The sequence below is a fragment of the Duganella kummerowiae genome (genome assembly GCF_053572355.1).
In genome coordinates this window covers 1-20,556 of record NZ_JBKFEH010000016.1, presented here as the reverse complement: position 1 = coordinate 20,556, position 20,556 = coordinate 1, and the positions used below count along the sequence as shown (strand labels likewise).

The 20,556-nt window shown below is 66.0% G+C and carries 19 protein-coding genes; 2 read left to right on the top strand and 17 right to left on the bottom strand.

Features of this window, described 5'->3' with window-relative positions; translation table 11 throughout:
• The first annotated feature begins 93 nt into the window (after nt 1-93).
• Entirely contained in the window at nt 94-1,440 is a 1,347-nt protein-coding gene (locus ACLB1G_RS21260; protein ID WP_491629240.1) for a class I SAM-dependent DNA methyltransferase, read from the top strand.
• A gap of 11 nt (nt 1,441-1,451) precedes the next feature.
• On the opposite strand, the gene ACLB1G_RS21255 is transcribed toward ACLB1G_RS21260, so the two are convergent.
• The 15 genes from ACLB1G_RS21255 to tssA all read right to left on the bottom strand — a co-directional run bounded on the left by ACLB1G_RS21255 (nt 1,452) and on the right by tssA (nt 16,679).
• Nucleotides 1,452-2,333 carry a hypothetical protein gene (locus tag ACLB1G_RS21255; protein ID WP_491629239.1) on the bottom strand — a complete coding sequence of 294 codons (882 nt, stop codon included), beginning with the start codon at nt 2,331-2,333 and terminating at the stop codon, nt 1,452-1,454.
• 85 nt (nt 2,334-2,418) lie between these two features.
• On the bottom strand, nt 2,419-2,568 hold the full coding sequence (locus ACLB1G_RS21250; RefSeq protein WP_491629238.1) for a hypothetical protein: 150 nt from the start codon (nt 2,566-2,568) through the stop codon (nt 2,419-2,421).
• Nucleotides 2,569-2,602: 34 nt separating this feature from the next.
• Nucleotides 2,603-3,358, bottom strand: a complete 756-nt coding sequence (locus tag ACLB1G_RS21245) for a hypothetical protein (RefSeq protein ID WP_491629237.1) — start codon at nt 3,356-3,358, stop codon at nt 2,603-2,605.
• Between the two features lie 60 nt (nt 3,359-3,418).
• A complete protein-coding gene (locus ACLB1G_RS21240; protein ID WP_491629236.1) occupies nt 3,419-4,588 on the bottom strand; it encodes an anthrax toxin-like adenylyl cyclase domain-containing protein in 1,170 nt (389 codons plus the stop codon).
• Entirely contained in the window at nt 4,578-5,267 is a 690-nt protein-coding gene (locus ACLB1G_RS21235) for a hypothetical protein (RefSeq protein WP_491629235.1), read from the bottom strand. Before ACLB1G_RS21235 ends, ACLB1G_RS21240 begins: the two co-directional genes overlap by 11 nt.
• 53 nt (nt 5,268-5,320) lie before the next feature.
• Nucleotides 5,321-5,779 carry a hypothetical protein gene (locus ACLB1G_RS21230; RefSeq protein ID WP_491629234.1) on the bottom strand — a complete coding sequence of 153 codons (459 nt, stop codon included), beginning with the start codon at nt 5,777-5,779 and terminating at the stop codon, nt 5,321-5,323.
• Between the two features lie 70 nt (nt 5,780-5,849).
• Nucleotides 5,850-8,585, bottom strand: a complete 2,736-nt coding sequence (tssH, locus tag ACLB1G_RS21225) for a type VI secretion system ATPase TssH (protein WP_491629233.1) — start codon at nt 8,583-8,585, stop codon at nt 5,850-5,852.
• Between the two features lie 43 nt (nt 8,586-8,628).
• On the bottom strand, nt 8,629-9,642 hold the full coding sequence (gene tssG, locus ACLB1G_RS21220) for a type VI secretion system baseplate subunit TssG (protein ID WP_491629232.1): 1,014 nt from the start codon (nt 9,640-9,642) through the stop codon (nt 8,629-8,631).
• Nucleotides 9,627-11,501: a type VI secretion system baseplate subunit TssF gene (gene tssF, locus ACLB1G_RS21215; RefSeq protein WP_491629231.1), complete on the bottom strand. Its 1,875-nt coding sequence runs from the start codon at nt 11,499-11,501 to the stop codon at nt 9,627-9,629. Before tssF ends, tssG begins: the two co-directional genes overlap by 16 nt.
• On the bottom strand, nt 11,498-12,007 hold the full coding sequence (gene tssE / locus ACLB1G_RS21210; protein ID WP_491629230.1) for a type VI secretion system baseplate subunit TssE: 510 nt from the start codon (nt 12,005-12,007) through the stop codon (nt 11,498-11,500). Before tssE ends, tssF begins: the two co-directional genes overlap by 4 nt.
• On the bottom strand, nt 12,000-12,845 hold the full coding sequence (locus ACLB1G_RS21205; protein WP_491629229.1) for a type VI secretion system accessory protein TagJ: 846 nt from the start codon (nt 12,843-12,845) through the stop codon (nt 12,000-12,002). The genes tssE and ACLB1G_RS21205 overlap by 8 nt, the downstream gene beginning before the upstream one ends.
• 80 nt (nt 12,846-12,925) lie before the next feature.
• Nucleotides 12,926-13,423 carry an Hcp family type VI secretion system effector gene (locus ACLB1G_RS21200; RefSeq protein WP_491629228.1) on the bottom strand — a complete coding sequence of 166 codons (498 nt, stop codon included), beginning with the start codon at nt 13,421-13,423 and terminating at the stop codon, nt 12,926-12,928.
• Between the two features lie 69 nt (nt 13,424-13,492).
• Nucleotides 13,493-14,980 (bottom strand): type VI secretion system contractile sheath large subunit, encoded by a 1,488-nt coding sequence (gene tssC, locus ACLB1G_RS21195; protein WP_491629227.1) that lies wholly within the window; start codon nt 14,978-14,980, stop codon nt 13,493-13,495.
• A gap of 21 nt (nt 14,981-15,001) precedes the next feature.
• The gene (gene tssB, locus ACLB1G_RS21190; protein WP_491629226.1) at nt 15,002-15,502 is read right to left on the bottom strand and encodes a type VI secretion system contractile sheath small subunit; all 501 of its coding nucleotides are present in this window, start codon (nt 15,500-15,502) and stop codon (nt 15,002-15,004) included.
• Between the two features lie 124 nt (nt 15,503-15,626).
• Nucleotides 15,627-16,679, bottom strand: coding sequence for a type VI secretion system protein TssA (gene tssA / locus ACLB1G_RS21185; protein ID WP_491629225.1), 1,053 nt, complete (start codon nt 16,677-16,679; stop codon nt 15,627-15,629).
• 587 nt (nt 16,680-17,266) lie between these two features.
• Here tssA and ACLB1G_RS21180 point away from each other — a divergent pair.
• Nucleotides 17,267-19,012: a protein kinase domain-containing protein gene (locus ACLB1G_RS21180; RefSeq protein ID WP_491629224.1), complete on the top strand. Its 1,746-nt coding sequence runs from the start codon at nt 17,267-17,269 to the stop codon at nt 19,010-19,012.
• A 13-nt stretch (nt 19,013-19,025) separates the two neighbouring features.
• On the opposite strand, the gene ACLB1G_RS21175 is transcribed toward ACLB1G_RS21180, so the two are convergent.
• Entirely contained in the window at nt 19,026-19,562 is a 537-nt protein-coding gene (locus tag ACLB1G_RS21175; RefSeq protein WP_491629223.1) for an OmpA family protein, read from the bottom strand.
• 87 nt (nt 19,563-19,649) lie between these two features.
• A partial coding sequence (locus ACLB1G_RS21170; RefSeq protein ID WP_491629222.1) for an MBG domain-containing protein occupies nt 19,650-20,556 on the bottom strand: 907 nt, incomplete at its 5' end.

Here is a 20,556-nt window from a genome sequence, read left to right as displayed (position 1 = left end):
GCACGCTTTTGTGCCCGCCAGTATGGCGGAATAAGTAGGTCGCCGCAATGTTTTGCGATAAGCTGGACGCCTTGCCACGACACAGGACATCCCATGCGCAAAACCTCCGCCATTGCCCGCAACCGTCCGGCGCCGCTCGACGCCGCGCTGCGCCTGGCCATCGACGCCCACCGTGGCGGCCAGGCGGCCGAGGCCGAACGCCGCTACCGCGCCATCCTGGCCAAGGCGCCCCGCCATCCGGATGCGCTGCACTACCTGGGTGTGCTGATGCACCAGCAGGGGCAACGCGACAGCGCGCTGGCCCTGATCGGCCGCGCCCTGTCCCTGGCGCCGGACTATGTGGACGCCCGCAACAACCTGGGCAACGTGCAGAAGGAACTCGGCCTGGCCGCCGAGGCGGCCGAGACCTACCGCGCGGTGCTGGCGGCCCGGCCCGAGTTCGCCCCGGCCTGGAACAACCTGGGCGTGGTGCTCAAGGCCCAGGGCCTGGCGGCCGAGGCGGTGACGGCCTACCAGCGTGGCCTGGCGCTGGCGCCCGACTTCGCCGAATGCTGGGCCAACCTGGGCAACGCGCTGCGCGCGCTGCACCAGCCGCAGGATGCCATGACGGCCTACCGCCGCGCCATCGAACTGGCGCCGCAAAGCATGGACGCCTATCACAACCTGGGCCAGGCCCTGGTCTCCAGCGGGCGTCACGAGGAGGCGCTGGTGGTGTACCGCGAGTGGCAGCTGCAGCAGCCGGACAATCCGGCCATCGCCCATATGATCGCCGCCGTGGCGGGCGGCGCGGCGCCGCAGCGCGCCAGCGATGGCTATGTGCAAAGCACCTTCGACCGTTTCGCCAGCAGCTTCGACCAGGTGCTGGCCGGCCTGGGCTACCGCGCACCTGCCATCTGCGGCGCGCTGGCGGCCGACCTGCTGGGCGCGCCGCAGGCCGCGCTGGACGTGCTCGACGCCGGCTGCGGCACCGGCCTGTGCGCCCCCATCCTGCAGCCCTATGCACGCACGCTGGACGGGGTCGACCTGTCGCCCAAAATGCTGGAGCAGGCCAAGCTGCGCGGCGGCTACCGCCGCCTGGAGGAGGCCGAGCTGACCGCCTGGCTGGCGGCCCATCCGGCCAGCTACGACCTGGTGGTGTCGGCCGACACGCTGTGCTACTTCGGCGCCCTGGACGAGGCGCTGGCCGCCGCCGCCGCCGCCCTGCGTCCCGGCGGCCACCTGGTGTTCACGCTGGAAGAATTGCGCGCTGCGGAAGCCGTCGCCGATGCCGACGCCGCACCCTACCGTCTCAACCCGCACGGCCGCTACAGCCACAGCGAAGCATACGCGCGCGATGCGCTGGCGCGGGCCGGCCTGAGCGTGCTGGAATTGCGGCGCGAGGTCCTGCGCACCGAGCTCGATGCGCCGGTGGCCGGATTGGCGGTCGCGGCGCGGCGCTGAATACTGGCCGCTCATCGCGCCGCGCCCGGCGCCATGCGCTCGATGCCGGTTTCGCGCAGGATCACGCGGGCGTTGATGGCGTTGTCCAGACCCGGCTCCGCGCGGTGCCAGTGGTCCTGCTGGCGGCGTATCACCAGCACCACCGGCAGCGCCCCTGTCTTGCCGTCGCCGCCGCGCTGGGCCGCCAGCAGCCGCGCCAGCGGCTCGCAGGCAAAGCGGTTGCAGATGTCGCTGCGCATATCCCGTGGCAGGCTGCAGCCATGCCGCGTGTGGTTGATGCAGGAGCGGGCCTGCGGCGCCGGCGCGACGTGCTCCAGATAAGCGGCCACCACCTCGGCGGGAGACAGCTGCGGCCGGGCGTCCATGAAGCGGCGCAGGGTGGCCGCGCTCAGGTAGGCCTGCTCACCGCCCCGGGTACAGCAGCCGCCTCCGCACAGCGCGCACAGGCGGCCCGGCATCGCGGACACGGCGGACGGCATGGCAGCGGAAGAGGTACCGGCGGCGGGCGCGCCGGCCGACGGCATACCGCTGGCCTCGGCCACGATGCCGAGCAAATGCGCGCGGTAACGCTCGCGCCGCCGGGCCGACAGCGGACGCGCGCGCCGCGGTCCCGTCGGCAGCAGCAGCTGCAACGGCTCCAAGGCCTGGGTGTCACGCAGGCGTGTGCGCAAGGCGGCCCAGCCGGCGGCGTTTTCCGCCACCTCGGCCAGTTTTCTTGCCGCCGCCGCAGCCGCCACGTCCGCCAGATGCCGGCGATGGCGGGCCTGCATTTGCAGATAATGGCGGAAGCCCGGCTCGCCCATCTCGGCGCGCCGGCTCAGCACCATGCGGCAGGCGATGGCCGGGCAGCAGGGATAAGGATCGTGCGTCGCCGCGCCGGCGACACGCGCCACTTGCGTTGGGGCGCCACACACGACACAGCACGTCAGCTCTTTTGGACGCATGACCACTCCGCCGTACTGTAGCAATAATTGAGGTTCAAACCGATGCATACACTTGCGTTCCGTTCGGCCATCCCGCCTCGCTTGCTTGAAAATATTCCGGTGACGCGATAGCGGCCATGAAATTGAAGGTCTGGTTTTTTTTCGCGCTGACGACCGATGCCCAGCTTTTCAAATCCAGCGTCATATCCGCCTCCCCTTGCCATGCCTGGCGCCAAATATCAGGTCGATTTCATTTTCTCGGCCAACAGCGCGGCGACCTCACTGGAATCGCGCTCCAGCATCCACAGCATTTCGTCCGGGCTGTAAAGCTCGGCGACAATGCCCTGCGCCAGCGCGCAGTTGTGCGTCACCAGATGCTTGGCGATCACATGTGCGTGGGCGGTGCGGTTGACGCCTTTGGTGCCCTTGGCCAACTTATAAATGGCTTTGCCCATGCCATACAGGCTGACGCCGATGCCGAGTCCGACGGTGCCGCCGACTTTCTTGATCCGCTTGTTACCCTTCTTGTTGATCAGATAGGCCAGCGCCTCCTGCACTTTCTGGTGCTCGGCGGCGTCCTTCTCGGCCTTGGCGCCATCCGGGCCAATCAGGTCGCAGGGCATGCCATCGGCCCGCTCCAGCAGGGCGTTGAGCACTTTCAGGTGGCGGTGGGTCTTGAAGGCCGAGCGGGCCGAAGCAGTGATCGAACCCAGCGTGATGGCCGCGCCGCCGACGATCAAGCCGATGCCGGTGGCCGAGGCGGCGGCGGCGCCGGTGAACAGGGCAATGATGGTGGTGGTGCTCAGCGCCTGCTGGGTCACCTGGATGCCGACGCCGGCCACGCCGGATCCTATGCGCACCGTCTTGGTGACCAGGGGCCAGCGCGACGGCACTTTGGCAAATGCTGAAAAGACCATGTCGGGGGACTCGACCGCGATGTTGAGCGCATCCTGATTATTCGGGTAAGAACTGGGTACGGCGGGTGGGGTAGGCATGTTGTAGTCTTCCGATCAAGGTGATAGTCGCGGCAATGGCGCGCCACAGGGTGGCGCGTGTCAAGCGTTGTACCAGTCTGGCGCGATGATACGCACGCCATCGACGGGAACGAAGCGCGCATAGCCCTCCCCCAGGCGGTTGGGATGCGCCGCCGAGGGCTCCTGGGTCCATGCGTTGGAGAGCGTAACCTGTACGCTGTAGCGCCGGCACGCTTCGATGAAACGCTTGAAGTCGCCGATCGACTCGCTGCCGATATGGGCGCCGCCGGGCGTGAATGCGATCACCGGCAGATCCACGTCGTCGAGAAATGGCCGGGCCGCCTCGTCGCTGTGCCACAGGACATTGCGGCCGACGCGGGAGTTGATGAGCTGGCAAATCATATAAATACGATTGGTGATGTTGCCCAGCTTGGTGCCCTGCCCGCTGGCCGTGAACTGGCTTTCCAGATGTTCGACGCGCTGGCGCTCGGCCGGCGTGGTCGAGCCCCGCACGGTACCGAGCGGCCGGTGGTCAGCGCCGCCGGGACCGGCGTTGTAGCTGTTCTCGTACGGCCACACGGCAAACAGATCGTAGTCGCCGGTGACGGCCTTCAGGTGCGGGGTGGTGGTGGACAGACCATGGTCGGGCGGATTGGTCATGGCCAGCATGGGTTCGTACAGCCGGTTGCTCGGATGCGGCTGGTCTACCACGTTGCCGGTGTCCTGTACCCAGTGCGGACCGCCCCTGCTGTGATCGAAGCACACGCTGTACAAACCGCCGCCTTCGGGGATGAGCACATAGTTGAACTTGACGCCGGCCTTGTCGGCCACGCCTATGTAGTTATTGCCGCTGGAGACCAGGCGTATGTATTCCATGTTCATCAGCCACTCGATGCGGTCGCGCGACAGGATCAAGGGTGTGGTCGACGCATTCCAGCCCTGGTTTTCCTTGTCTGCGTACAAGGCTTCCATATGCTTTTCATGGTTGAAGCCGGCCTTGGCCAGGCCGTACTTATTGAGCCGGGGATCGCGCATGACGAAGCCGGCCATCGGCCCCCAGTCGCAGGATTTGCCGTGGATGCGGTAGCCCTTGGTGTCATAGCCTTCCGCCAGCAGGCCGTGGCAGGTGGGTCCGGTCTTGCGGACCATGATCACGCATTTCTGCTCCTGCGCCACGTCGAGAAAATGCTTCTTGTGGGTGAGCGGCATGCCGATTTCGCCCACCACCCAGGTGTCGTCGTTAAATCTCATCGCTGGTCCAGTACATCATGCCGAGGATATTGGGATTGGCCAGCGCGTTGGAATACATGAGCGAACGGGCGAACCGCAGATGTGTTTTGACCTGCACGCCGGTGGTGGCGGCCGCCAGGATCCTGGCCTGCTTCTTGACGTTTTCCTTGATCTTGCTGTGGTGCGACTTGCCGTTCATGGCGGAGGTGCCGCCGGCGGTGTAAAGCATGTTGCCCAGCACACTGCGGCACAGCTTAGGGATCAGGCCCCAGTTGGTGCATTTGTCGAATTTCAGTATCAGGAACCCGCCGCCGAAATCAGCGCTGGTGACAAAGTCCCTGACGTCCTGCAGCATGGCCTGCAAGGGTAGGCCCTCGGCACCGGCGCGCAGCCGCGAGCGCTCGATGTTGGCGGCGCCGGGCAGGCCAGCCACGCCGCGCACCTTGTCCTCCTTGACATGCAGCTTGCCGTCCGCGTGGAAGGCCTTCATCTCGGTCTGCTTGACACCATGCGCGACATTATTGGTACGGAAAGCGGCGATGCGCAGGTCGAAAAAGCGCACGCCGGCACCCGCCTGGCCGCCGGTGTCCAGGGCCTGCGTCTGCGCGTTGTCGTCGCCGGTGATGCCGGCGTCATGGCTGCCGGCGAATACTATCTCGTTGAGCTGCTTGTGGGCGCCCAGGTCTGCGTATTTGATCATGCCATCTCTTCTCGTTTGCCTTGCTTGTGCGGTGTCTGCCGGCGGGCAGGCAACTAGAACGCGGTGGGAAACGTGGTATGCACCCACAACACGTCCGCGCCCAGCTTCATCACCTGGCAAGCCGCCTTGGTGATTTTGGCCTTGGTGCCGTTTTCATCCTTGCCGTACCAGTCACCGGTGACGACAGCTTCAATCCTGCGATTGTCCGGGTTGTCCTCCATAAAGCTGCCTTCAGGACTGGCTTTGTCCAGCCTTTTGAGGATCTTCTGCCCTTGCTTCGAGTTCAGCAGTTGCATGGTCACCTCCGCAGCGACGTCGGCGTTCTCGTAGGTCGACTTTCCTCTCTCCGCTGTGCCGTCTACGTGGCGATAGCTATGCCCGACGTCATTTCCCAGCGCCGCGAACTGCCGCGCCGACAGATCGCTGCGCACCGATCGCCATTGTTTGAACAAGTTGTAATCGGCGCGATCGATTGCCGCTTTCGCATCTGCTTTGGTATAAATCTTTGCCACTCCCATATCACCTCCCTATCGGTCGTTGATCGTCAGTCCAGCACAGCTGCATCAGGCAAGACGGGTCCTGCTATGCAGTAAATTCGTAGGAAAACTCGCCATCCGCCACATCCACCTTTACGCCATCGACGCTCTTACCGTCCAGCATGCGGTTCAGGAACTCTTTTGAGATATCGGGCAGCATGGTATTGGTCAGGATCGCATCGATCATGCGCCCACCCGATTCACCCTCGGTGCAGCGCGACACCACCAGCCTGACCACCTCCTCGCTATAGCTGAACGGGATCTTGTAGCGCGCCTCGACGCGCTTCTTGATGCGGTTCAGCTGCAGCCTGACGATCTCGCCCAGCATCTGGTCCGACAGCGGGTAGTAAGGAATCGTCACCAGGCGCCCCAGCAGGGCCGGCGGGAACACCTTGAGCAGCGGCGCCCGCAGGGCCTTGGCGATATCATCCGGTTCCGGCATCAGCTCGGGGTCCTGGCACAGGCCGGCGATCAGCTCGGTGCCGGCGTTGGTGGTCAGGATGATCAGGGTGTTCTTGAAATCGATGAAGCGCCCTTCCCCGTCTTCCATGAAGCCCTTGTCGAACACCTGGAAAAACATCTCGTGCACGTCCGGGTGGGCCTTTTCCACCTCATCGAGCAGCACCACCGAATACGGCTTGCGGCGCACCGCCTCGGTCAGCACCCCGCCTTCGCCGTAGCCGACGTAGCCCGGCGGCGCGCCCTTCAGCGTGGACACGGTGTGCGCCTCCTGGTATTCGCTCATGTTGATGGTGATGAGGTTCTGCTCGCCGCCATACAGGGCCTCGGCCAGCGCCAGCGCGGTCTCGGTCTTGCCGACCCCGGATGTGCCGGCCAGCATGAACACGCCGATAGGCTTGCTCGGGTTGTCCAGGCCGGCGCGCGAGGTCTGGATGCGCTTGGCGATCATTTCCATCGCGTGGTCCTGGCCGATCACCCGCTTGCCCAGCGTGGCGGCGATATTGAGGATGGTCTCCATCTCGTTTTTCGCCATGCGGCCGACCGGGATGCCGGTCCAGTCGCCGACCACCGCCGCCACCGCCTGGTAATCCACCGTGGGCAATATCAGCGGGGTCTCGCCCTGCAGTTCGCTCAGCTGCGTTTGCACCGTCTTCAGCTGCGCCAGCAGGTCGGCGCGCTGCTCGGCCGACAGCGGCTCGGCGGGCGCCGCAGCGGCATTCCCGGCGCCGGCAGCCGCCTCCAGCTTGCTGCCCGTGCCTTCCACCGGCCGGGCGCCGTCGCGCAGCCGGGCGCGCAGCGACAGCAACTGATCGACCAGCGCGCGTTCGTCGTTCCAGCGCTGTTCCAGGCCGGCCAGGCGCTCGCGCTCCAGTCCCAGCAGCTCGCTGGCGTCGGCGGCGCGCTTGCCGGTGTCGATGCCGATGGCGCCTTCGCGGCCGATGATGGCCAGCTCGGTCTCCAGCGCGTCGATGCGCTTGCGGCTGTCGTCCACCTCGGCCGGGGTGGCGTGCAGGCTGACCGCCACCCGCGCGCAAGCGGTGTCGATCAGGCTGACCGACTTGTCGGGCAGCTGGCGCGCCGGGATGTAGCGGTGCGACAGCTTCACGGCCGCTTCCAGCGCTTCATCGAGGATCTGCACCTGGTGGTGTTTTTCCATGGTGGAGGCGACGCCGCGCATCATCAGGATGGCGCGTTCCTCGCTCGGCTCGTCCACCTGTATGCTCTGGAAGCGCCGCGTCAGCGCCGGATCCTTTTCAATGTGCTTCTTGTATTCGGCGAAGGTGGTGGCGCCTATGGTGCGCAGGGTGCCGCGCGCCAGCGCCGGTTTCAGCAGGTTGGCGGCGTCGCCAGTGCCGGCCGCGCCGCCCGCGCCCACCAGGGTATGGGTCTCGTCGATGAACAGGATGATGGGCTTCTGGCTGGCCTGCACCTCATCGATCACCGAGCGCAAACGCTGCTCGAATTCGCCCTTCATGCTGGCGCCGGCCTGCAGCAGGCCGACGTCCAGGGTCAGCAGCTGTACTTCCTTCAGCGAGGGCGGTACGTCGCCGCGCGCGATGCGCTGGGCGAAGCCTTCCACCACGGCGGTCTTGCCGACACCGGCCTCGCCTATCATGATGGGGTTGTTCTGGCGCCGGCGCATCAGGATGTCGACCATCTGGCGGATCTCGTCATCGCGCCCCACGATAGGGTCCATCTTGCCGCTGCGGGCCTGCTCGGTCAGGTCCACAGTGAATTTCTTCAGCGCGTCCTGCTTGCCCAGCGCGGCCGGGGCGATGGCGCCGGAGGCCTCGCCGGGCGCCGCGCCGCCGCCGCTGAAGCCGTCGGTGGCCACCATCTTCGCTTCCGGCGACTCGCCCAGCAGGCTGGCGAAGTTGTCCGTCAGATGTTCCAGCTTGACCTTCTCGAATTGCCTGGACATGCCATACAGCGCGTTGCGCAGGCCGCTGGTCTTCAGCAGGCCGATCAGCAGGTGGCCGGAGCGTATCTGCGATTCGCCGAACATCAGGGTGCCATAGACCCAGGCCCGCTCGACCGACTCCTCCAGCTGCGAAGAGAGGTCGGTGACCGAGGTCGAGCCGCGCGGCAGGCGGTCCAGCGCCGCCGTGATGTCACGCGCCAGTGCGGCCGGGTCCAGGTCGTATTGGCGGATGATGCGCACCAGGTCGGAATCCTGCAGTTGCAGGATCTGGTGCAGCCAGTGCACCAGTTCCACATAAGGGTTGCCGCGCAGCTTGCAAAATACCGTGCTGCTCTCTATCGCGCGGTAGCACAGACTGTTGAGTTTTCCAAACAACGCGACGCGGCTGATGTCGGCCATGGCGATTCCTTTTCGTTGGCGGTGCCGGCCCGAAGGCCGATGGTTAAAGACTATGCTGTGCTGCGGGGTGAATCAGCATCTGGCCGGGATCGCGCGGCGGCGGCGTACTGGCCAGCCAGGTGCTCCAGCCCAGCCGGGTGGAGCCGTCCAGGCGCAGCGGCGGCACCTGCTCTTTTTTCAGCACCAGGCGCAGGTCCCAATCCAGGGTCAGGCCGGCATAGTTCCTGACCCAGGCCTGCAGCCGCCGCAGGCTGTCGCCGCCCGGCATGAAGCGCTGGTAGTCGGCGTAATCGAGCGGGCCAATCACGATGCGGAACTTGTGCTGGCAATCCCACACGCTGCGTCCCAGCAGCAGCGAGCTGCCCAGGCGGTTGCCATCCCCGGCGCGGCCGATGCGGCTCTGGATCGCGGCCGGCAGCCGCATCCAGTGGCCGACAAACTGTTCGACCTGGAACGGCAGCTGGAAGTATTCACGCAGGATGCTGACCAGGCCGGAGGCCGGACGCGTCTTGTTGGCCAGCAGGCCGGCGAAATGCAGCTTGGCGAAGTCGGTGATCTCGTCGCGCTCGCGCAATGCCGGTGCACCTATGCCGAACAGGCTGCCGACGAAGCTGGAAAAGCGGTCGCCATCGGCGCGGTCCAGGCTGATGACCGGTTCGGCCGTGGCGCGGGCGCGGTAGAACAGCGCCAGCATGCGGTGATGGAACACATCGAGAAAGGCCAACATGGTGGCGTCACCGCCATGGCGCAGGCGGTCGCGCACATATTCGGTGAGATGCACCGGCAGCGGGCCGTTGGCCCCCAGCAGGCCGAAGAAATTGACCGCCAGCCTGGCCCGCGCCTCGCCGTCGGCACGCTTGAAGCCGGCCAGGGCGGCAGGGTGGAAGACCAGCTCCGGGTCCTGGCCGAAACGCACCGCATCGTCGCGCGGGCGCAGCGAGGCGCCGATGCGCGGCAAATCCGGACGGGCGTTTTCAAGCAGGCGCAGCACCTGGAAAAAATCCATGCGCGCGGCTTGCGCCTCCAGCTGGCGTTCCAGCTCTACAGGATCGCGCATGCGCCCACCCTGGCCGGCCAGCGCATGATCTCGCCGCGTCCCATGGTCCGTATCACCGTTTCGGTGTAGGAGTTGATCGACACGTACTGGGCGAAGAACTCGCCCAGTACCGCTCCCAGCAGGAATGGGCCGGTGCCCTCGAACGCGGCGTCGTCCAGCGTGACCGTGATCTCGATACCGCGCCCCACCGTGATCGGGCCGGGCGACGGCATGCGCCGCGTGACCGCCTTCGAGGCGATCGAGCGCACGCCCTCGACCTGGCGCTGCGCGTTGAGGTCATTGGGATGGCAGTACAGGGCCAGCATCTCGCGCAGCGCCAGCGCGCCCTGCTGCGGATCGCTGTCAATCAGCGACAGGTAGTTCAGCGACAGCTGGTTGAGCAGGCGCCAGGCCATGCTGCCTTCGGCAAACGAGGGCCGCGGCTGGCTCGGTCCGGCCACGCAGCGCACCGCCGTCACCGGGGCGCCATCGTCGAGGATGAAATCGGTCTTGCCTATGCCGACCGGCATCGACAGCGGCAGGTCGCGGTTGGTGCACCACACCGACAGGCCCAGCTGGCGCAGCCCGGCGTTGTACGGCGCCTCGGCGGCGTCCACGATGGCAATGAAGGTTTCGCTGCCGACGTAGCTGGAACGCGGCCCGTCGCGGCGCTGGCGCTGCGACACCAGGCGCGCTTCGCGCCGGACCTGGAAAAACGCCTGGCCCTGGCGCGCCGCACCCAGGTCCTTGGCGGCGTAGAAAGGCTGGAAGGCCTGCTCCGATCCCGGTCCGCTGGCGTAGCCGGTGACCGATTCGACCTGGAACACTTCGTAGTCCATGGGCCGGGTGCGGTCAACCAGCACGTGGTGTTCGAACTGCTCGCCGCTGACGTTGATACGGTCGGCGCGGCGCTGGAACAGGTTGACGGCCGGGGTGCAGTGCAAGGCGAAGTGGGACGCGTCCAGGGTCTTTTCCAGCAGCACGTCGCCCCGGCTGAGCAGGATGGTGATCTCGACCTCCTTGTCGGGGCACTGGCGCAGCGCGGCGCCCAGGCCGGCCAGTTCGACAAACTGGAAGCGCTGGGGGAAGGCGAAATATTCCTGCAGCAGGCGGTAGCCCTGGAAGCTGCGCTTGCCGCTCGGCAGCAGCGCCTCGCTTTCCGCCAGGCCCAGCGGCCGCAGCGCGGTCCGGGGCAGCAAGGCGTGCCAGGCGGCCGGACGCGCCACGGGCGTCACCAGCACCGCCTCCACACTGCCCAGCAATGCTTCAATTATCCGTACCGGCATGTCTTCGGCGCCGCGCACATGCAGAGCCAGGATGTCGAGCGCCAGGTCCTTGAAGGCGGCGCCGGTGCTGCGCAGGCGCAGCCGGACGCCGGCCTTGACCGCAGGCGGCCATGCCACGTTGAGGCCGGCCTGGCTGCCGCTGTGGGTAAAGAATTTCGCTTCCGCCAGTTCCACCGGCCACAGGGTCAACGCGTGCGCCGTGCGGTATTCGCAGGCCGTGTTGTCGCCCTTGCCCAGCACGCTGCGCATGGCGCTGCCGCGCGGCACCAGGTAGCCCGGCTGCAGGGCTGGATTGCTCAGGTCGGGCTGCAGCTGCACCACCGCCATCGACGGCGTAGGCGCCAGGTAATGGGGATAGACCAGCTCCGACAGATGCTGGGTAAAGCGCGGAAATTCGGCGTCTATCTTCATCTGCACGCGCGCGGCCATGAAGCTGAAGCCTTCCAGCAGGCGCTCGACGTAGGGGTCGGCGCATTCAAAGCTGTCCAGCCCGAGGCGGCCGGCGATCTTGGGATAGTCCTGGGCGAACTCGCCGCCCACCTCGCGCAAGTGCTGCAGTTCCTGGCTGTAGTAGCGAAGGAAACGCGGGTTCATGCATGCCCCCTGCCGTTCAGTTCCGACAGCTGCACGGCGCCGCGCTCCAGGTCGAGCTCGGTCTTCAGGTACAAGCGCTCGGGATAGGGCTGGGCCCACAGGTCGCCTTCGATATCGAAGGTCAGGGTATTTCTTTCCACCGTGCTGGCGCGCGCCTTGACGCTGACGCTGGCGCGTATCAGGCGTGGTTCGAAATCCCAGATGGCCTGGCGTATGCCGCGCTCCAGCTGCACGATGTCTAGGCCGTTGAGCGCATGGCCGGACATGGCCGGGATGCCGTAATTGAGCACGGAATTGGCCACCTGCGGCAGCTTGGCCTCATCCAGTACCGACAGCAGATTGGTGGTGTTGAGCAGCCAGGCCAGGTCGCGCAGTACGCCGGCGCGCAGCGTGCGCAGCGACAGCACGCGCCGCTCGCGCGGCTCGCTGCTGTTGTCCGGCTCGTCGTCGCTGAGACGGTCGAGCAGGCTGGGCTGCAAGCGCTCGCGCGGGGCCAGCTCAGCCATGGGACTGCTCCTGCCGCTCCTGCTGCTGTCCATCCAGGCCGGCGCCATCCTCCGGCCCGGCGTCGAAATCGATCACGCGCACGTCCATCAGCGCATAGTCGGCGCTGTCGGTGGCAAACATGCGCTGTCCCAGGCCGGCCTCGCCCGCGCCATGGACCACCCACTCGGTGCGGCGCGCCAGCAACAGGCCGTCGTCGGCACTGGCGATGGTGCCCGGGTAGCGGGTCGGTATCAGTCCCACGGTTTGCGCGCCATTGGCCCAGGTAAAGGTGGCGGCGCTCCAGACGGTGTCGCGCAGGTCGGCCGGCGGATCGAGTTCGATGCGCCGGATGCGGCACAGCGGTATCCAGAAATAGCGGCCATTGACGATCGCTTCCAGCACCGGGCCCAGGCGCGGATCGGCGTCGGCCAGCCAGGCGAACGGCGTGCCGTCCACGCTGCCGGTCGAGGCCGGTGCGGCCTCGAAGGCCTGGGCCCGCGCCGCGGCGGCCCGCTCCGGGTCGCTCACATCGTGCTGCAGCGCGTCGATCAGCTGCGCCAGCCAGGGCTGCGGCTCGCCAAAGATCAGCGGCGCGCGCTGGCCCGCGAAAATCGCGGCGCGCAGCGCCTCGCACTGGATCGCTTCGCGATAGGTCTGCACCATGGGCAGCGCGCCGGCGTCCAGCTCTCCCACCACATTGAGCTGGGCCAGTGCGCGCGCCCAGTCGCCGCGCACGCACAGCAGCTGGAACAGGAAGATCCGCAGCTTGGCGTCGGCGGCGTTCTTGCGCACCTCGGCCTGCAGCGCGGCCAGGGCGCCGGCCAGGTTGCCATCTTGGATCAGCTGTCGGGCGGTCATTCCATGCTCCCCCGCCGGCGGGCGGTAAAAAATTCGGTATTGCGGGATGGCGCCGGCGGCAGTGCCGCCAGCGCCGCGGCTTACTTGACTTCGCCGTGGTTCTCGGCGATGTTCCAGGTGAAGGTCTTGTCACCGGCCACGGTGCCCTTCGAATCCTGCGGGGTGTAGGCGAAGCTGACCTTGCCGAAGTTCAGGGTCACGTTCTCGGTCAGGCGGTCTTCGCCGCCGCTGCCGCCGGTCGACACCGAGGTCACCATCACTTCTTCCATGGTGATGCTGATGTACTTGTTCTGGCCCTCGCCGGCCTTGCGCGCCAGCAGCACCACCTTGTCGATGTGCGAACCCTTGGCCAGCGCGTTCATCAGCGCGTTGCTGGAGCTGTCGATGTATTTGGTGAACGACAGGTCCTGGAAATTGGCCTTGCCGGCGCCGCCGCCGCCGCCGGTGTGGGTGCTGCCGGACTGGCTCATGCCCCAGCTCCAGGCCAGCACGTCGATGTCGCCCTTGGGACCCTGCACCTTGTCGCGCGACTCGCCTTTGATCGCGGCGCCCATGTTGATGAACATATCCAATGCCATTTTATTCTCCTGAGTTGCCGGTCATGGACCGGCGTTGATTGAACATTGCTGCGGCACGCGGCGCGCGCCTCAGCCTTTTGCGGATGGCAACTTCGACACCAGGCGCAGCGACACGGTCAAGCCTTCCAGCTGGTAATGCGGGCGCAGGAAGAACTTCGAGGTGTAGTAGCCGGGGTTTCCTTCAACTTCCTCCAACACCACTTCTGCCGCGGCCAACGGCTTGCGGGCCTTGGTCGATTCGCTGGAGCTGGCCGGATCTCCGTCGACGTACTGCATGATCCACTTGGTCAACCAGCGCTCCATGTCGGCGCGCTCCTTGAAGGAACCAATCTTGTCGCGCACGATGCACTTCAGGTAGTGCGCGAAGCGGCAGGTGGCGAACAGGTAGGGCAGGCGCGCGGCCAGGTTGGCGTTGGCGCTGGCGTCCGGGTCGTCGTATTCGGCCGGCTTGTGCAGCGACTGGGCGCCGATGAAGGCAGCGAAGTCGGTATTTTTCTTGTGCACCAGCGGCATGAAGCCGTTGGCCGCCAGTTCCGCCTCGCGCCGGTCCGAGATCGCGATCTCGGTCGGGCACTGCATGTCCACGCCGCCGTCGTCGGTCGGGAACGTGTGCACCGGCAAGCCTTCCACCGCGCCGCCCGACTCGATGCCGCGGATGCGCGAGCACCAGCCGTATTCCTTGAACGAACGGTTGATGTTGACCGCCATGGCGTAGGCCGCGTTGGCCCAGGTGTAGTTCTTGCTGCCGGCGGCCGAGGTGTCTTCTTCGAAATCAAAGGCCTCGACCGGGTCGGTCTTGGCGCCGTAGGGCTGGCGCGCCAGGAAGCGCGGCATGGCCAGGCCGACATAGCGCGAATCCTCGGACTCGCGGAACGAGCGCCAGGCGGCGTGCTCCGGGGTCTGGAAGATCTTGGTCAGGTCGCGCGGATTGGCCAGCTCCTGCCACGATTCCATCAGCATGACGGAGGGCGCGGCGGCGGCAATGAAGGGCGCGTGGGCGGCGGCCGCCACTTTCGCCATGCTCGACAGCAGTTCCACGTCGGGCGCGCTGTTGTCGAAGTAGTAGTCGGCCACGATGGCGCCGAACGGCTCGCCGCCGAACTGGCCGAATTCTTCCTCGTACATCTTCTTGAAAATGGGACTCTGGTCCCAGGCCGTGCCCTTGAACTTCTTGAGCGACTTGCCGAGGTCATTCTTGGAGATGTTCATGACGCGGATTTTCAGCGTCTCGTCGGTCTCGGTGTTGTTGACCAGGTGATGCAGGCCGCGCCAGGCGCCTTCCAGGGTCTGGAATTCCGGCGTGTGCAGGATCAGGTTGATCTGGTCGCTGAGCTTCTTGTCGAGCGCCGCGATCAGGCCCTCGATGGTGGCCAGCACGTCGCCCGAGACGATGTTGCTGCCGATCAGGGCTTGCTCGGCCAGCGTGCGCACGGCGTTCTCCACCGATTCCTTGGCCTTGTCCGACTGCGGCTTGAATTCCTTTTGCAACAGGCTGCCGAATTCGCTGAATTCTATGCTGCCAGCAGCCTGTTCGCTTTGTGCTTGATGTTCTGCCATCTTGTTCTCCGACCGGTCAGGTTATTCTTGTGGCTTGGGAGCCGAAGTGAGCGCCTGCATCAGCGCCGGTTCCGCCAGCAGCTTGGCGATCAGTTCCTCGGCACCGGTCTTGCCATCCATGTAGGTCAGCAGGTTGGACAGCTGGCCGCGCGCCTCCAGCAGCTGGTTCAGCGGGCCGACCTTGCGGGCGATGGCGGCCGGCGTGAAGTCGTCCATGTTTTCAAACGTCATCTCGACGCTCAAGTTACCCTCGCCAGTCAGCGTGTTGGGCACTTGCACGGCGACGCGCGGCTTCATCGCCTTGAGGCGCTCGTCGAAGTTGTCGACATCGATCTCCAGGAACTTGCGCTCCGCTACCGGAGCCAGCGGATCGGCCGGCTGGCCGGACAGGTCGGCCAGCACGCCCATGACGAAGGGCAGCTGGATTTTCTTTTCGGCGCCGTACACTTCGACGTCGTATTCGATCTGCACGCGCGGTGCGCGGTTGCGTGCTATAAACTTTTGACTGCTCTCTTTGGCCACGATCACTACCTCCAATGATTGAAAAACACGATGCCCCGCCCACTGCGCTTACGTCTGGCGCCCTGCTTTTGCTCCTGCCCCGCGGCGCGCCCGGCGTCCGGCTTCACCCTGCTGCCCCTGTCCCTTAATAGCCCTGCTCCTCCTGCGGCCCGCGCAACACATTCACCTGGTGCACCGCGTCCGGCGCGATATCCTCCATGATTTCCATGAAGCTCTTGGGCACCAGCCGCTTGGCGCGCAACAGCAGCAGCGGCAAGGGACTGGACGGCTCATGCCGTTCGTAATAGCCGATCAGCTTGTCGAGCATGCGCACCACGTCATCGCGGCTAGCGATCTCGCCACTGATGCCTGCCGCGCGACGCGGCGTGCCGCCGGCGCCATCACTGACGTAGTCGGCCTCATCGTCGCCCTCGGCGGCCGCCTCGGCCTGGGCCTGGTCCTGGTCCTGCGAGGCCAGAAAATCACGGCCGCGCTTGAGCAGGCGTATCAGCCCCTCCAGGTTCAGCGACTGCGCCCTGCCCACATGGCGCTCCAGCAGCAGTTCGATATTGGTGGCGCTTTCACAGGCGCGGGCCAGGGCGTCGCGGGCCACCGCCAGCGCCTCGGCGTTGGTATCGCGCAGGGCCAGCTCCAGCGAGGCGGTGGCAATCTTCTCGGTGCCTTCCGGCGCCGCCAGCTCGCCATTGGCGATCTCGAGAGTCCGCAAGCTCAAGGGCCCCAGCCCCGGCAGCACCACCAGGGTGGCTTCTTTCAGGTCCTTGAGCACCGTGGTGCGGTCGGTCAGGACGGCCAGCGAATTGATGCGCAGTGTGGGGTCCATACCGTCGTCGGCGTCCAGCTGCGGATGCACGCTGTCCCAGCGCTCCGCCAGCAGGCGTTCAATCAGCCTCAGGCCGTCGGCCAGTCCAGGGACCCCGTGCAGCGCCAGGCTGGCACGCAGCAAATGCAACGCCGGGCGCAGGTCGCGGCTGCGCGCCAGCAGCGCGCGCGCCGCCTTGGCGACAAGCTTCCAGTCCGGCGGCACGGCGGGCGTGATGGTGTCGCCATATTGCACTTCGGGCTTGCCCAGCACATCGACTTCGAGCGCGACAAAATCGGGGTCATATTCGAGGTCCGGGCCGCAGGGACTGGCGCTGTCAAGTTCCTGCAAGAACTCGTCTGTGTCTATCGTGCTCATATCCGCGTGCTGTTCGGTATAAACTGGTCACCAGGCATCGCCGGTGTCCGTCTCGTATTTCTTTCGCGTATTTCTTGCCAGGGCCGAGGCAGGAAAAGGGGTGTTGATGCGTGCTGCAGGCCGCTGGCGAACGCCACTATACGCCAGAAAAACTGTTGCAAACAAAAATTATATTTTTACAACAACACCCTGTATTTGATTGCAAAATATTATCGAATGTGCATATATTTGTAGTTCAGGAACGATCTAATTTCTATTCAGAAATTGCAATTCCCGCTAGTCATGATCACTCGGCTTTGATAGTCTTACTGAAACGTTTCAGGCATCCCCGCAGCATAGGGCGATCGCCGCGACTCGTCTGTAGCATGAACGTGCTACAGACGACGCGGCGGCAACCGTGAGAGCATGAATCGCTAGCGGAGGGACACAGCGTGCCACGGTAGGTGAGTGGGCGTGTCCCTGGCCGCAGACGTCCGCAGTAAGCGCCGGTGTGTTGCTATGCTGCATATATAGAGCAACTGTCGCTCCGTTCCTGGGCATACATATAAGGGTAGCAATCCTTGGAGCTACCGGAGTATCCTAGCGATATGACCGATTCCGACGACGACCGCACCGTGCTGGCCCCGGGCCACACCCTCCCCCCTCGCGCCCTCCCGGTGGCCCATTCCGAAGGCGGAGGCAATGCCCTGGCCAAAGGCACGCGCCTGGGAGAATTCGACATCACGGAAGTGCTGGGCGAAGGCGGCTTCGGCATCGTTTACCTGGCCTACGACCATACGCTGGAGCGCCACGTGGCGCTCAAGGAATACATGCCCTCGGCGTTCGCCTCGCGCTCGGCCACCATGCAGGTGTCGGTCAAGAGCGAACGCGAGGCGGACACCTTCGATGCCGGCCTGCGCAGCTTCGTCAATGAGGCGCGCATCCTGGCGCAGTTCGACCACCCGTCGCTGATCAAGGTCTACCGTTTCTGGGAAGCGCACGGCACAGCCTATATGGTCATGCCCTACTACCAGGGAGCGACGCTCAAGCAAACCCTGCTCGCCCGCAGCGCGCCGCCCGACGAAGCCTGGCTCAAGGCGCTGCTGGCGCCGCTACTCGACACCCTGTCCCTGATACACGCGCACCAGTGCTTCCACCGCGATATCGCGCCGGACAACATCATGATGCTCAACTCGGGCCGGCCGCTGCTGTTGGACTTCGGCGCCGCCAGGCGCGCCGTGGAAGGCATGCAGCAGGCCTTCACGGTGATCTTCAAGCAGAACTACGCGCCCATCGAACAGTATGCGGAGATGCCCGGCATGACCCAGGGTCCGTGGACCGATCTGTACGCGCTGGCCTCGGTGGTGCATTTCGCCATGACCGGCGCGCCGCCCCCGCCGGCAGTGGGACGCCTGGTGCAAGATCCCTACGTGCCGCTGGCCAGCCGCTATGCGGACAGTTTCAGCGCCAGCTTCCTGCGGGCGATCGACCAGGCGCTGGCGGTGAAACCGGAAGACCGCCCGCAAAGCGCGGCCGCCATGCGCGAAATGCTGGGGTTGGCGGAAGGATACACGGAGATAGCGCCGTCTGCCTCGACGGCGCCCGCGAAAGCAGCGCCGCCCGTGGCCGCTGCTCCCGCGCCAGTCCCCGCAGGCGGCAAGCGCGGCCTGCTGCTGGCTGCCGGCGCTGTGGCGCTGGCGGCCATGATAGCGGCCGGTGTTTTCCTGTCGCGGGACAAACCTGAGCCCGCACTGGCCGCAGCGCCTTCGGCCGTACCGACGCTGGCGCCGACCGTGCAGCCAGCGGCTGCCGCCCCGGCGCTTGAGCCGTTCAACCCGCTGGCAGCCTTGCAGCAAGTGCTCGACGGCGCCAGCGCGGAGCGCGGCGTGTCCGTGACCACGGATAAATCCAGGGTGCGCATCAACAAGGACAAACTGGGCTTTTCCATCCACGCCAGCCGGGCCGGCTATGTCTATGTCCAGATGGTGGGTACGGACCGCAACAATTTCTACCTGCTGTACCCCAACGCGCTGGACAAGAACAACTACATCAAGGCCGGGCAAACCCTGGTGCTGCCGGGCGCCGGCTGGCATCTGGCAGCCGGCGGCCCGGCAGGTATCGACCAGTTCGTGGCCATCGTGTCCGATACCCCGCGCACCTTCGAGGCGGCCGGACTGACGGCCGTTCCCGGTCAGCCGTTTTCGGAATTCCCCATCGCCCAAGCACAGGCACTGCAGCGGGCCTACACGGGCAGTACGCCCCTGTTTGCCGGGGCGCCGAAGTGCGCCGCCGGCGGCGAGTGCTCGCCCACCTACGGCGCGACCAAATTTTCCATCGAGGAGGTCGCGCCCTAGGCCTACGGCGCGCTTACTTGGACAGGTTCACCAGGGTAACGCGGCGGTTCTCGGCGGCGCCCGGATCGGTCTTGTTGAGCACCTCGGTGTCGCCCTTGCCGACCGGTTCCAGCCGTGCGCGGTCGATCCCGTGCGCCTTGACCAGATAATCGCGCACGGATTCAGCCCGCAGTTGCGACAGCTTCAAGTTGAGCGCTGAGGTGCCGCGCGGATCGGCGTAGCCTTCGATGCCGAACCGGAAGCTGGACAGCTTGTCCGACGCCAGGGCCGCGCCCACCGTATCGAGGATGCGCTTGGCGCCTGCCGTCAGCGCTGCCGAGTTGGTCTCGAAGGTAATCAGCAGCGAGGCGCTGGCGCGCTTGGGCGTAGCCTGCGGCTCGTCGCGCATGACCCGTATGCTGCGCGTGCGCACCGGCTCCGGGGCCGGCGTGAGCGCGTCGATCAAGGCATCCTGGGTGACTTTAGCATCAGTCATGACGGGGGTGTCCTGCGCCATGGCCGGCAGTGCGGCGGCCAGCAGGAAGGTGGAAATCAGTGTGCGCAACAGCATGGGAACCTCGTGGTGTGGATGGTCTGGATACGGGCGGGCGTATAGCGGAACTATACGGCAAGCGCCCGCTCCCGGGCCAGCGGCGGTTTAAAAATCCTGGCAACTGTTGCGTTGACCCAGGCTCAGGCAGTTGCTCAGGTTGGGACTGACTTTCACCCGCGCCCATTCCACGCCCAGCGCGTCGTCGCCGGCCAGCGCGCTGCCGGTGAAGGTGCCGGTGGCCACGCACACCCGCGGCGAACCGACATTGTTGGTGTACACATTGCTGGTCTCGAAGGTCACGTCGCGCAAGATGGTGGGACGCTCGGTTTCCAGCGCCGCCAGCGGACCGTAGCCGGGCAGCACCTGCAGGGCGCTGGCGTTGCCTGCGGCCTGGACGAAGCGGTAGTTTTGCGCGTTCAGGCCGCCGCCCTGCAGCGCGTAGCTGCCGGGTGGCGAGGCGGCCGTGGCCGTGGTGGTGAACACCAGCGTGCCGGTGGTGGCGCTGGCCAGCGTTTCGCCCAGCACAAAGCCGCTCACGCTGCCCGTGTAGGACGGTGCTGCGGCCCCGGCATATTGCTGCGCCGGGTTGGCGATGTAGGTGAGTACGGCCGGCGCCACGGTCAGGGCGCCCGGCAGCACCTGCACCAGGTAGCCGGTAGCCGAACTGAACATGCCGGTGGTGCCGTAGGTGCCCACGCCGGAAGTGCTGGTGGCCGCCGTCGTAAAGCCGCCCGACAGCGAGTTGGCCGTGGTGTCACCATTGACCAGGCCGCTGACGGCGTAGCCCAGGGCCGGATTGGCCTCGCCATACGTGCGCTGCTGCTGGCTGCCGGTCACCGTGACGGTGGGCTGGGCCCGGTAAATGAAGCCGTCGCCGGTCAGGCTGGCGGCGCAGGCGGCGCCGTAGGCGCAATGGTAGTGATTCGGCACCGCCAGCGCACTCCCCAGCCCGCCACGGGTTTCGCCCACCCAGGTGTCGGCGTACACCTGCCAGCGGGGGGGGGGGGGGGGG

Bases quoted from the DNA above. Each gene is read 5' to 3' on its own strand.
- tssH (WP_491629233.1), bottom strand. From the start codon at position 8,585: ATGGCCGACATCAGCCGCGTCGCGTTGTTTGGAAAACTCAACAGTCTG.
- ACLB1G_RS21245 (WP_491629237.1), bottom strand. From the start codon at position 3,358: ATGCCTACCCCACCCGCCGTACCCAGTTCTTACCCGAATAATCAGGAT.
- tssF (WP_491629231.1), bottom strand. From the start codon at position 11,501: ATGAACCCGCGTTTCCTTCGCTACTACAGCCAGGAACTGCAGCACTTG.
- ACLB1G_RS21180 (WP_491629224.1), top strand. From the start codon at position 17,267: ATGACCGATTCCGACGACGACCGCACCGTGCTGGCCCCGGGCCACACC.
- ACLB1G_RS21175 (WP_491629223.1), bottom strand. From the start codon at position 19,562: ATGCTGTTGCGCACACTGATTTCCACCTTCCTGCTGGCCGCCGCACTG.
- ACLB1G_RS21240 (WP_491629236.1), bottom strand. From the start codon at position 4,588: ATGAGATTTAACGACGACACCTGGGTGGTGGGCGAAATCGGCATGCCG.
- ACLB1G_RS21200 (WP_491629228.1), bottom strand. From the start codon at position 13,423: ATGGCATTGGATATGTTCATCAACATGGGCGCCGCGATCAAAGGCGAG.
- ACLB1G_RS21235 (WP_491629235.1), bottom strand. From the start codon at position 5,267: ATGATCAAATACGCAGACCTGGGCGCCCACAAGCAGCTCAACGAGATA.
- tssA (WP_491629225.1), bottom strand. From the start codon at position 16,679: ATGAGCACGATAGACACAGACGAGTTCTTGCAGGAACTTGACAGCGCC.
- tssG (WP_491629232.1), bottom strand. From the start codon at position 9,642: ATGCGCGATCCTGTAGAGCTGGAACGCCAGCTGGAGGCGCAAGCCGCG.
- ACLB1G_RS21260 (WP_491629240.1), top strand. From the start codon at position 94: ATGCGCAAAACCTCCGCCATTGCCCGCAACCGTCCGGCGCCGCTCGAC.
- ACLB1G_RS21205 (WP_491629229.1), bottom strand. From the start codon at position 12,845: ATGACCGCCCGACAGCTGATCCAAGATGGCAACCTGGCCGGCGCCCTG.
- tssC (WP_491629227.1), bottom strand. From the start codon at position 14,980: ATGGCAGAACATCAAGCACAAAGCGAACAGGCTGCTGGCAGCATAGAA.
- tssE (WP_491629230.1), bottom strand. From the start codon at position 12,007: ATGGCTGAGCTGGCCCCGCGCGAGCGCTTGCAGCCCAGCCTGCTCGAC.
- ACLB1G_RS21250 (WP_491629238.1), bottom strand. From the start codon at position 2,568: ATGACGCTGGATTTGAAAAGCTGGGCATCGGTCGTCAGCGCGAAAAAA.